At 61.5% G+C, this 12,100-nt stretch carries 9 protein-coding genes; 6 read left to right on the top strand and 3 right to left on the bottom strand.

Annotated features, from left to right (window positions below):
* Positions 1–87 precede the first annotated feature (87 nt).
* A complete protein-coding gene (locus AB7535_RS34145) occupies positions 88–1,008 on the bottom strand; it encodes a peptidylprolyl isomerase (protein WP_063980581.1) in 921 nt (306 codons plus the stop codon).
* 354 nt (positions 1,009–1,362) lie between these two features.
* Between AB7535_RS34145 and secA the strand changes: the two genes are divergently transcribed.
* Together secA and AB7535_RS34135 are read left to right on the top strand one after the other, a co-directional pair.
* On the top strand, positions 1,363–4,203 hold the full coding sequence (gene secA / locus AB7535_RS34140; RefSeq protein ID WP_354113799.1) for a preprotein translocase subunit SecA: 2,841 nt from the start codon (positions 1,363–1,365) through the stop codon (positions 4,201–4,203).
* Positions 4,204–4,317: 114 nt separating this feature from the next.
* Complete coding sequence (locus tag AB7535_RS34135; protein ID WP_354113800.1) at positions 4,318–5,484, top strand: tyrosine-type recombinase/integrase; 1,167 nt, start codon at positions 4,318–4,320, stop codon at positions 5,482–5,484.
* Between the two features lie 386 nt (positions 5,485–5,870).
* Here the strand turns inward: AB7535_RS34135 and AB7535_RS34130 are convergent, their stop codons facing one another.
* Entirely contained in the window at positions 5,871–6,122 is a 252-nt protein-coding gene (locus AB7535_RS34130) for a hypothetical protein (protein WP_439037480.1), read from the bottom strand.
* 335 nt (positions 6,123–6,457) lie between these two features.
* Positions 6,458–6,892, bottom strand: a complete 435-nt coding sequence (locus tag AB7535_RS34125; RefSeq protein ID WP_014490415.1) for a MarR family winged helix-turn-helix transcriptional regulator — start codon at positions 6,890–6,892, stop codon at positions 6,458–6,460.
* Between the two features lie 179 nt (positions 6,893–7,071).
* On the opposite strand from AB7535_RS34125, the gene AB7535_RS34120 reads away from it, so the two are divergent.
* From AB7535_RS34120 to AB7535_RS34105, 4 genes are all read left to right on the top strand, one after another.
* Positions 7,072–8,256 carry a substrate-binding domain-containing protein gene (locus AB7535_RS34120; RefSeq protein ID WP_014490414.1) on the top strand — a complete coding sequence of 395 codons (1,185 nt, stop codon included), beginning with the start codon at positions 7,072–7,074 and terminating at the stop codon, positions 8,254–8,256.
* Between the two features lie 151 nt (positions 8,257–8,407).
* Positions 8,408–9,922, top strand: coding sequence for an amidase (locus tag AB7535_RS34115; protein WP_354113805.1), 1,515 nt, complete (start codon positions 8,408–8,410; stop codon positions 9,920–9,922).
* Between the two features lie 96 nt (positions 9,923–10,018).
* Positions 10,019–10,876: a branched-chain amino acid ABC transporter permease gene (locus AB7535_RS34110; protein ID WP_063980618.1), complete on the top strand. Its 858-nt coding sequence runs from the start codon at positions 10,019–10,021 to the stop codon at positions 10,874–10,876.
* Positions 10,877–10,878: 2 nt separating this feature from the next.
* Positions 10,879–12,096: a substrate-binding protein gene (locus tag AB7535_RS34105; RefSeq protein WP_085403593.1), complete on the top strand. Its 1,218-nt coding sequence runs from the start codon at positions 10,879–10,881 to the stop codon at positions 12,094–12,096.
* Positions 12,097–12,100 lie beyond the last annotated feature (4 nt).

The raw sequence follows: 12,100 nt of genomic DNA, 5'->3' as shown, positions 1-12,100 counted from the left end.
TCAGGTCTGGATATGCAGATGGCCGGGCATTTGCCCGGCCATTGCGACGTTAGATACTATTGGCGTCCGCGAAGTGACAGCGAATTCTTACTTCTTCGCGGGGGGCGCCATCTTGCTGTCGGACGGCTTGGCAGGGTCGGCCGGCTTGGCATCCGGTTTGGCATCCGCTGCCGGCTGGTCCGTCCGCTCGACCTTGGCTTCCGCGCGGAGCTTGGCGACGTAGTCGGCCTGGGCCTTGCGGGTGACGTACTGCTCGATCTGGGCCTTGACCTGCTCGAAATCAGGCGCCTTGCGGTTGCGCTTTTCCTCGACCTTGATGATGTGCCAGCCGAACTGCGACTTCACGGGATCGGAGATCTTGCCCGGCTCCAGCGTGAAGGCCACGGCCGAGAACTCCGGCACCATCTGCTCCTTGGTGAAGAAGCCGAGGTCGCCGCCATCGGCGGAGCCCGGATCCTTGGACTTCTTCTTGGCGAGTTCGGCGAAATCGGCGCCCTTGTCGAGCTCGGCCTTCACCGCCTTGGCCTCGTCCTCGGTCTCGACCAGGATGTGGCGGGCGCGGACCTCCTGCTCGCCGGTGATCTGCTTGGAGGCCTCCTCATAGACCTTCTTCATGGCGTCGGGGGTGGTGGCGGCCTTGCCCTCGTTGGCGAGCAGGCTGTCCATCAGCAGGCGGTTCCGGGCGAACGCCAGGCGCTTCTTGAACTCGTCGCCGTCGGCGACCTTCTTGTCCTCGGCAGCCTTGCTGACGATCTTCATGTCGATCAGGAAGGACAGCACGTTCTCGTCCTTGGTCGCCGGGTCCATCTGGGCGAGGCTCGCCCCGAGTTCCTCCTCGGCCATGGCAACGTCGCTCTTCTTGATTTCCGCGCCATTGACCTTCGCCAGCACCGGATCGTCGGCAGCCCGGCCGGGACCCGCGATCAGCGCCAACGCAAGGCAGCCCACGAGGGCGGTGGCGAGGCCGAAGCGCAGGCCGGTTTTGGTTACCGGGAACGAGGTGGTCATGGAAAATCCTTTTGTTGAAGCAGGGGGCTGCTCTAGCGGGGCGGACACTCGCCCAATTCAGGGGGGCTTGGCAACGCGAAAAGTCTGTCAAAATGATGAATTAGCCGCAATGCGCCCGCCGTTGACAAGGCCCTGACCGGGCCATATCTCTGCCCGGTCGCGACCATGGCGATGGCGTTTATTTTGCTGCGTTTTTGGCCGTTGAACCCAGACTTGCCCAATTCCCACCCATATGGCGGATGACCCCCCGCAGTCCGGGCTCTGTCGCCATCAGGCGTCACGGTGAGTTGATAGGCAGGGGGGTGACAACTTCTTGGCTGCAACGCGGTTGAATCGCGAACACAGGAACTAGGCATGATCGGCGCGCTCGCCCGCAAGTTTTTCGGCTCCGCCAACGACCGGCGGGTGAAGGGATACCAGTCCCGCGTCAACGCGATCAACGCGCTGGAGCCGGAGGTTTCGAAACTCTCCGACGAGGCACTGAAGGCCCGCACCGTCGAGTTCAAGAAACAGCTCGCCGAGGGCAAGACGCTCGACGATCTGCTGGTGCCGGCCTTCGCCACCGTGCGCGAAGCCGCCAAGCGCACGCTCGGCCAGCGGCATTTCGACGTGCAGCTGATCGGCGGCATCGTGCTGCACGAGGGCGACATCGCGGAGATGAAGACCGGCGAAGGCAAGACGCTGGTCGCAACGCTCGCGGTCTATCTCAACGCGCTCGCCGGCAAGGGCATTCACGTCGTCACCGTCAACGACTACCTCGCCCGCCGCGACTCCGGCTGGATGGGCCAGATCTACGGCTTCCTCGGCCTGACCACCGGCGTGATCGTGCACGGCCTGGACGATGCCGAGCGCAAGGCCGCCTATGCCTGCGACATCACCTACGGCACCAACAACGAGTACGGCTTCGACTATCTGCGCGACAACATGAAGTACCGGCTCGAGGACATGGTCCAGCGGCCGCACTTCTACGCCATCGTCGACGAGGTCGACTCGATCCTGATCGACGAAGCGCGCACGCCGCTGATCATCTCCGGCCCGCTCGACGACCGTTCCGACTTCTACAACACCATCGACGGCTTCCTGCCCAAGCTCGACAAGAGCGACTACGACGTCGACGAGAAGCAGCGTACGGTGACGCTGACCGAAGGTGGCATGGAGAAGATCGAGACGTTGCTGCGCGACGCCGGCCAGCTCAAGGGCGAGTCGCTCTACGACGTCGAGAACGTTTCCGTCGTGCACCACATCAACCAGGCGCTGCGCGCCCACACGCTGTTCACGCGCGACAAGGACTACATCGTCCGCGACGACGAGGTCGTCATCATCGACGAGTTCACGGGACGCATGATGGCCGGCCGACGTTATTCGGAAGGCCTGCATCAGGCGCTTGAAGCCAAGGAGCATGTCCAGGTTCAGCCGGAAAACCAGACGCTGGCCTCGATCACCTTCCAGAACTATTTCCGGATGTACGAAAAGCTCGCCGGCATGACCGGCACGGCGCTGACCGAAGCCGACGAACTCTTCGACATCTACAAGCTCGAAGTCGTGGAGATCCCGACCAACGTGCCGGTCGGCCGCCTCGACGAGGACGACGAGGTCTATCGAACCCAGAACGAGAAATACGCCGCCATCCTGGCCGAGATCGAGCGCGCCAATGCGCGGCTGCAGCCGGTGCTGGTCGGCACCGCCTCGATCGAAAAATCGGAAGTGATCGCCGAATACCTCAAGAAGCACGGCTACCGGCAGATCGATTTCGGCAACGAAAATTCGATGCAGAAGCTGTACGCCGCGGCCCGCGCCGGCAAGCCGGCAAAACTGTTCGCGGTGCTGAACGCGCGCTTCCACGAGCAGGAAGCCTATATCGTCGCGGAAGCCGGCGTGCCCGGCGCGATCACGATCGCGACCAACATGGCCGGCCGCGGTACCGACATCAAGCTCGGCGGCTCGCTCGAGATGCGGATCCAGCAGGAGACCGCCGGCATCGAGGACGAGGCGGAGAAGGCGAAGAAGATCGAGCAGATCAAGGCCGACATCGAGCACTTCCGCGACATCGTGCTGAAGGCCGAGGAAGAGGTCGAGATCGAGCCGGCGAAGGGCTCGAAGCCCGCCAAGACCGTGAAGAAGCCCGGCGGCCTCTACATCATGGGATCCGAGCGTCACGAATCCCGTCGCATCGACAACCAGCTGCGCGGCCGTTCCGGCCGTCAGGGCGACCCCGGCCGCTCGAAGTTCTTCCTGTCGCTGGAAGACGATCTGATGCGCATCTTCGGTTCGGATCGCCTCGACAGCATGCTCCAGCGTCTCGGCCTGAAGGAAGGCGAGGCGATCATCCATCCCTGGATCAACAAGGCGCTCGAGAAGGCGCAGCAGAAGGTCGAGGCGCGCAACTTCGACATCCGCAAGAACCTGCTCAAGTTCGACAACGTCCAGAACGACCAGCGCAAGGTGATCTTCGACCAGCGCGTCGACCTGATGAAGGACGACAGCGTCGCCGAGACCGTCACCGACATGCGCCACGCCTTCATCGACGACCTCGTCGCCAAGCACGTGCCCGAGCATGCCTATGCCGAGCAGTGGGATGTCGCCGGCCTGAAGGACGAGCTGAAGCGCGTGCTCGATCTCGACCTGCCGGTCGACGACTGGGCCAAGGAAGAGGGCATCGCCGACGAGGAGCTGCTCACCCGCATCGAGACCAAAGCCGACGAGCACATGGCGGCCAAGGTCGGGCAATGGGGTCCCGACGTGATGCGTTACGTCGAGAAGACCATTCTGCTCCAGACGCTCGACCATCTCTGGCGCGAGCATCTGATCATGCTCGACCATCTGCGCCAGGTCATCGGCCTGCGTGGTTACGGCCAGCGCGATCCGTTGCAGGAGTACAAGACCGAGGCCTTCAATCTCTTCCAGGAGATGAGCGCGCATCTGCGCGAGGCCGTCACGGCGCAGCTGATGCGCGTCGAGATCGTCCCGCCGGAGCAGGAAGCTCCTGTCCTGCCGCCGATGGAAGCGCACAAGTTCGACCCCAACACCGGCGAGGACGAAATGGCGCTCGCCAGCGTCACGCTCGGTGCGCAGGCTTCCGACGCAGCTCTTCGCGATCCGAAGAACCCCGCAAGCTGGGGCAAGGTCGGCCGCAACGAGGATTGCCCCTGCGGCTCAGGCAAGAAGTACAAGCACTGCCACGGGCGGTACGCGTAGCGAATGAAATCAATGAGTTAGATATTTCGACTGTCCAGAACTACGTCGTTTTTGTCTAACTCTCGAAAGCATTTCGATCCGGGTGGTGCTTGCTGAACTTCAGGGGCACCACGGATGGACGGCGCTCGCTATCTTGAAGATGGCAAGCTCACGATTTTCCGCCGAGCCGGCACCTACTACGCCCGCCTGCGACTTTCACCGGGGAAATATGTAACTCGATCGTTGAAGACGACGATCGAGGAGAATGCTGTTCAAGCCGGTCGGCGGCTCCTATTCCAATTAGAACACAGAGCCGAACAAGGCCTTCCGCCAAAATCCAAATCATTCGCCGCCGTCATTGACGACTACATTGGCTCCCGTGAGCGGGATCATGCACACGGCAAGACCTCGTCTGGAATGCTGAGGCAGATCAGGCGGGTTTCGAAGTTCTGGCGGGAATACGCTGGGCACCTGCCAATCGAAGACATCAATGACAAGGCGATGCGGGAATTTATTCCGTGGCGCCGAGACTACTACGCTAACGTTGAAGTGTTGCCGAAGAACGCCAAGCGGCATCCGACTGACAAGACGCTTCAGTGGGACATGATGCTTGGCAAGGCCATTGTGAAGTGGGCCGCCGAGCAAGGGCTACGGGGCAAGCAGGCTTCGATAACCGTAACCTTCACGCCGAAGAAGAAGCGAGTGCGTCCGGCATTCGAGCTCTGGGAATTCCGTCGGCTATGGCGAACGCTTTGTAAGCGCATTAAGGCCGCCAGAGACAAGCGAACTCGCAATAGCCGAGAGCTATTGAGAACCTACGTTTTAGTGTTGGCCAATTCCGGCTTCAGGCCGGGCGAAGCACACAATGTGAGCGTGCGAGACGTCCACCCATTCAAAGACGAGAAGGGGCGCAGCAACTATCGTTTCGTTGTGAGAGGAAAAACGGGCGAGCGTGATGCGATTGTCAGGTCCGCAGCAAACAAGCGATTAGACAAATATTTGACAAAGCGAAGGAAGGAAGACCCCAACGGATTGCTGTTTGTCATGCCGGATGGATCGAAGATTACCACTCTCATTGACCAGCTGAATGCTGCTTTGGCAGCGGCTGGCATTCTAAAGAGCAGCTTCGGCGAGAAGTACACCATCTACAGTTTGCGTCACTTTTATGCGGTGCAAGCGTTGCGGAATGGAGTGGGTGTTTTCGAGGTCGCTCGCAACATGGGCACATCAGTCGAAATCATTCAAGAGTATTATGGGAAACAGGCCACGGCTGCAGTGTTTGCCACGAGACTAGGGGACTAAGGGAGCCCCAGGCTGAGTCAGAGGGCTGTTTGGTCGCAATTGAGTTTGACCTTCAGGCTCTTAGATAAACCATCCTTTATGATTTCAAGAACCTGGTTCTGAAACCAATCCATGTCAGACTGATCTCTGCCGTTGCCAATATCTCTGTAATCCATTCCCTTGTTGGACTGCTCGACGCTAATGAGCAAATTGAACAAGCCGTAGATCGTTACTCGACTGCTATCTGTGCCAGAGCGGGTGACAGTATATGCAGCGTACGAACGGTCAAAATAACCTGCATAAAACTTCGAAGGTGTGCCTACGTTTCGACCGACGAGACTATTGCACTGATTGCGCTGAGCCTTGCCGCTAGCATCAGCGGATCAACTAACACACAAGCAGATATTTCATTCCGTTATGAGCAACATCCGCAAAAAACCATTCCACTTCACAATGGCCTTGCCAAGCATCATGTCCCACTGAAGCGTCTTGTCAGTCGGATGCCGCTTGGCGTTCTTCGGCAACACTTCAACGTTAGCGTAGTAGTCTCGGCGCCACGGAATAAATTCCCGCATCGCCTTGTCATTGATGTCTTCGATTGGCAGGTGCCCAGCGTATTCCCGCCAGAACTTCGAAACCCGCCTGATCTGCCTCAGCACAAAAGATTGACAGCGCACTTTGAGGGGCTACAGGCTGTTGAAACGACTTCGAAATTTCACTTCCACTACAAGTACAAGCACTGCCACGGGCGGTACGCGTAGCCGTTAGCTTCGCTGTCGTGCGCGTGTGAAACGCTATACTCGCGCGTCATTCTCCACTGTCGTCGCCCGGCTCGACCGGGCGACCCAGTACGCCGCGGCCTCTCGGTTGAATCACTAGCGTCTCTGGAATACTGGATCGCCCGCTTTCGCGGGCGATGACGGCTGAGTGTGTGTGGCGATTTGCGCCATGCCCTCACGAGATGAAGTGTTGCGAGAGCGCGCCAAGCCAACGCTCAATTCGAGCTGTCGATCAAGCTCTCCAGCAGCCGCTTCAATTCGCTCGTCGACTTGTCGCCATAGCTCTCCAGGATGTGCTCCTCCTGGTCCACTGCGAGCGAGTTGAGCTTCTTGCACAGCACCTTGCCGCGGTCGGAGATGAACATCAAAACCTTGCGGCGATCATTCGGGTCCTGCACGCGATAGACCAGCGTGTCGGAGACCATGCGGTCGATCATCTTGGTCAGCGTCGGATGATTGAGCAGTACCGCGTCCGCGAGTTCGCCCATTGAGTGGCCATCGCCGTCCGACAACACCTTAAGGATGCGCCACTGCTCGACGGGAACGCCTTCCTTGCTGAGGCGCAGTTCCAGCTGCCGGTTGATCTCCCGGTTGGCTTGCGCGAGCAGGTAGGCGAGGTGTTCGGTGATCGGGGAGTTCGGTTTTGCCACGGCTAAGACTTCGTCTTGACCCAAATGAGTGAATGTCTTGCAATCAATGCTGCTTCTATATGCACTTCAATTGTTGAATATTCAATATTTTCAAAATAGGATGTTTGCCTAACAAAAGGGCGGATGCCGCGGCCGCCTGCTCATTGTGCTTTCAGGTCTGGTGCCAGACAGGAGTTGGCGTGCACGCGACGGTAAACTTCCCGGCTCACGGCAGTCCGGCGATGCCGCCGTCCTTGCTGCTGAGGAATCTGTCGTCGTCGGGAGCCGATAGCTCGCTGTCGCCGGGCGATCATGCTTTCCTCAGGCGGCGTGGCGCGAACAAGCTGCGCATCGGCGGCTTCATCTGCTGCACGGGATCGCCGGGTGTATGGGGCCCCTGCGCGACCAACAGCGCGCAGCTCGCCGTTGCCGAGATCAACAAGCGCGGCGGCATCCTCGGCCGCGAGATCGAGCTGTCGATCTACGACGCCGGCGGGCCGCTCGACGAAGTGCTGAACCGCGCCGAGCAGGCGATCGCATTCGACGAGGTCGATCTCATCGTCGGGCTGCATACCAGCGCGGTCCGCGTCGGCTTGCGCGACGTCACCACGCGTCACCGCATCCCCTACATCTATACACCGGTCTACGAAGGCGGCGAGCGTACGCCCGGCGTGATGGCGATCGGCGAGACGCCGCGCTGGCAGAGCCGGCCGTCGATCCACTGGCTTGCCGACGTCAAGAAGGCGTCGCGCTGGTATCTGATCGGCAGCGATTACGTCTGGCCCTGGCAATCGCACCGCGCCGTGAAGAACTACATCAGGGAAACCGGAGGCCACGTCGTCGGCGAGGAGTTCGTCCCCCTCGGCGAGGACAATCACGAGCCGCATCTGGCGCGCATCCGTGCCGCGCGGCCCGATGTCGTGCTGATCTCGCTGATCGGCACCGACAGCGTCACCTTCAATCGTGCTTTCGGCGAATGCGGCCTCGGCGCCACGACGCTGCGGCTGGCGGGAGCCATGGACGAGACGGTGCTGCTCGGCATCGGCGCCGACAACAGCGAGAACATGTTCTGCGCATCCGGCTATTTCTCCGGCATCGGCTCGCGGGCCAATGACGACTTCCAGATCCGCTATCGCGCGATGTTCGGGCCGAACGCCCCGCCGATCGGATCGCTCGGCCAGTCCAGCTATGAAGGCCTGCGTTTCCTCGAAGCCGTGGCGAAAAAGGCAGGTTCGCTGTCGATGGCGCCCATGCTCGCGGCGGGCCGCAACATCGTTTACGGCGGCGCGCGCGGCCCGGTCGTCGTTCGCAACGGCCACGCCCGCATGCAGATGTATCTCGCGGAGGCCGACGGCCTCGACTTCAAGCTGATCAAGCCGGTCTGAGCCTGCTGCGGCAATCCGGACAGCCCCATTTCAAAATAATACTTGAAAAGGAAAATATTTCCGCTTTGAATGTTTCAGCAGGGCCGCTGCGCGCGTCGCGCCAATCGCGGCCGCGCGCAGGGACCGTACCAAGAAACTTCAGGAGAGCGCCGTGACAGTTGTCCTTCCCACGCCTGCCCAACTTCTCGACGTCGCCAAGCAGTGCGGCCTTTCGCTGACCGATGCCGATGTCGCCTCGTTCCGCGGCCTGATGCAGGGCTCGATCGAAGCCTATAATCTCGTCGGCGCGATGCCGGACGAAGTGCCGGAGGTCAAATATCCCCGCACGCCGGGCTACCGGCCCTCGCCCGAGGAGAACCCGCGCAACGCCTGGTACCGCAAGTCGACCGTGAAGGGTGCGGCGAGCGGCAAGCTCAAGGGCAAGACCGTCGCGCTGAAGGACAACATCATGCTCGCCGGCGTGCCCATGATGAACGGTTCGGCGACGCTGGAAGGCTACGTCCCCGATTTCGACGCCACCATCGTCACGCGTATGCTCGATGCCGGCGCCGAGATCGCCGGCAAGGTGCATTGCGAATCCTTCTGCATGTCCGGCGGCAGCCACACCGGCGCGGTTGGTGCCGTGCATAATCCGCACAAGATGGGCTATTCGGCCGGCGGCTCGTCGTCCGGTTCCGGCGTCGTGGTCGCGCTCGGCGAGGTCGACATGGCGATCGGCGGCGACCAGGGCGGGTCGATCCGCATGCCGTCCTCGTTCTGCGGCACCTACGGCATGAAGCCGACCTGGGGCCTCGTCCCCTACACCGGCATCATGCCGATCGAGGTCTTCGTCGACCACACCGGTCCGATGACCGCGACCGTCGCCGACAATGCGCTGCTGCTCGAAGTGCTCGCCGGCGACGACGGCTACGATCCCCGCATCAAGGCGCCGAAGGTCGAAGAGTACACCAAGGCGCTCGGCCAGGGCGTCAAGGGCATGAAGATCGGCATCCTCAAGGAAGGCTTCGAGCAGGCGAACGCGGAGGCCGCCGTCAACGAAAGCGTGCGCGAGGCCGCCAAGCGCTTCAAGGACCTTGGCGCCACGGTCGAGATCGTCTCGATCCCGATGCATCTTGTCGGTCCCGCGATCTGGACGCCGATCGGCACGGAGGGCATGACCCAGACCATGATGTATGGCGATGGCTATGGCCTCAGCCGCTCTGACCTCTACTCGACCTCGCTGATGGACTTCCATCGCGGCTGGCGCCGGCAGGCGGATTCGCTGTCGGAGACAACAAAACTGTTCCTGATGCTCGGGACCTACATCAACAACAGCTTCGGTCCTCGTTATTACGGCAAGGCACTCAACATCTCGCGTCGCCTGACCGCGGCCTATGACAAGGCGCTCGGCGAATACGACCTGCTGCTGCTGCCGACCACGCCGATGAAGGCGACCAAGCTGCCTGAGCCGACCGCGAGCCGCGAAGACTACGTCGCCCGCGCGCTCGAGATGATCTCCAACACCGCTCCGTTCGACATCACCCATCATCCCGCGATGTCGCTGCCCTGCGGCATGGTCGACGGCCTGCCGGTCGGCCTGATGCTGGTCGGCCGCATGTTCGAGGAATCCACCATCTACCGCGCCGCCCATGCCTTCGAGCAGATCGGCGACTGGAAGAAGATGTGAGCGAGGCATTGATGCAGACGGACGGAGCAGAGCGTTTTCGAGCGAAGTGGATACCAGTTCGCGTCAAGAAAACGCGTCAAAACAAGAATCCAGCGCATGGCTAACGCGTTCGTCGCGGCGTTCGAGATCCTGAGCTTCGGCGCGATCATCGTCCTGATCGTGCTGGGGCTCGGAATCATCGCCAGCATGATGGGCATCTTCAACTTCGCCCAGGGAGAGTTCGTCCTGCTCGGGGCCTACATCACCTATCTCGCCTACGCCAAGGGCCTGCCGATCTGGGCCGGCATGGTCGCGGCGCCCTTCGTGGTCGGTGCGCTCGGCTTCGTGCTGGAGGCGCTGATCATCCGCCGCTTCTACGCCGCGCCGATCGTGGCGATGCTCGGCACCTATGCGCTCGGCCTGATCATCCGCGAATCCGTGCGCGGCCTGATCGGTGGCTTCTATCTGACCGTGCCCGAGCCGATCGGCGGTTCGATCGATATCGGCGCCATGCATATCTCGGCCTGGCGCTTCACCATCATCGTCATCACGCTCCTGGTGATGGCGGGCTGTTACCTCCTGCTGTCGCGCACGAGTTTTGGCCTGCGCATGCGCGCCACCCTGGAAAATCCCTCGCTGGCGCGGGCCTCAGGCATCTCCACGCCCCTGATGTACGGCGCCACGTTTGCGTTTGGCTCCGCGCTCGCCGGCCTTGCCGGTGCGCTGATCGTGCCGGTGTTCAGCCTGTACGCCGATCTCGGCCTGCGCTTCCTGATCCAGGGTTTTGTCGCGGTGATGGTCGGCGGCGTCGGCTCCTTCATCGGACCGGTGGCGGGCGCCGGCGTGATCGGCACCCTCAGTGCCGCGCTGCCATGGGTGATGGCGCCCGTCGTCGCCGACGTCCTCGTCTTCGTGCTCGCCATTGTCTTCATCAAATTTCGGCCACAGGGCCTCATCGCTGGAAAAGGGGTTTAGTCATGTTCGATCGTACTCAGCTTTCGCGTCGCCGCTTCCTCTCCAATCTTGCCTTTACCACCGGCGCGGTCGCGACCGGCGTCGGAAGCTGGGTGATCCCGGCGCCGTGGGCGAACGCGGCGGAAGGCCCGATCAAGGTCGGTATCGCGACCGATCTCACCGGCCCGATCGCCTATGCCGGCAATGCCGACGCCAATGTCGCCAAGATGGTGATCAAGGAGATCAATACGGCCGGTGGCCTGCTCGGCCGTCCGCTCGAGCTCTATATCGAGGACACTGCGTCGAACGAATCCGTCGCCGTCGGCAACGTCCGAAAACTGATCCAGCGCGACAAGGTCGACATGGTGCTGGGCGGCATCACCTCGTCGATGCGCAACGCGATCAAGGACCCGATCGTGGCGCGCGGCAAGACGCTCTACATTTATCCGCAGCTCTACGAAGGCAAGGAGTGCACACCCTATCTGTTCTGCACCGGGCCGACGCCGGCGCAGCAGTGTGACGAGTTCATCCCCTGGCTGATCAAGAACGGTGGCAAGAAGTTCGCGCTGCCGAGCGCCAACTATGTCTGGCCGCACACGCTCAACGTCTACGCCCGCAAGGTCATTGAGGCGAACGGCGGCGAGGTCGTGTTCGAGGAATATTACCCGCTCGACCAGATCGATTTCTCATCGACCGTCAACCGGATCATCTCCAACAAGGTCGACGTCGTCTTCAACACCGTCATTCCGCCGGGCGTCGGCCCGTTCTTCAAGCAGCTCTATGAAGCGGGCTTCCTCAAGAATGGCGGGCGCCTGGCCTGCGTCTACTATGACGAGAACACGCTCAACATCAACCAGGCCGCCGAGATCGAGGGGCTCGCAAGCTGCCTCGACTATTTCAAGGTGCTGACCAAGGAGAACCCGTTCGACGCCAAAATCCAGGCGGCGTATGAGAAGGACTTTCCGGGCAACTTCCTGTTCGCGGCCGGTAGTGCCGCGACCGGCACCTATCGCGGCCTCAAGCTTTGGGAAGCGGCCGTGAAGGAAGCCGGCAAGGTCGATCGCGACTCGGTTGCCGCCGCGCTCGATCACGCCAAGATCGCCGAAGGCCCGGGCGGACCGGCCGAGATGGTGCCGGGCAAGCGGCACTGCAAGATGAAGATGTACACCGCGGTCGCCAAGGGTGGGAACTACGAGATCGTCGGACGCAGCGACGGGCTCGTCGATCCCAAGGAATGCTGAGGCG

The sequence above is a fragment of the Bradyrhizobium sp. 956_D2_N1_4 genome (assembly GCF_052076025.1).
In the GTDB taxonomy this organism is placed as follows: domain Bacteria; phylum Pseudomonadota; class Alphaproteobacteria; order Rhizobiales; family Xanthobacteraceae; genus Bradyrhizobium; species Bradyrhizobium barranii.
Note: the sequence above shows the minus strand (reverse complement) of the source record. Positions and strands in the feature narration are given on the sequence as shown.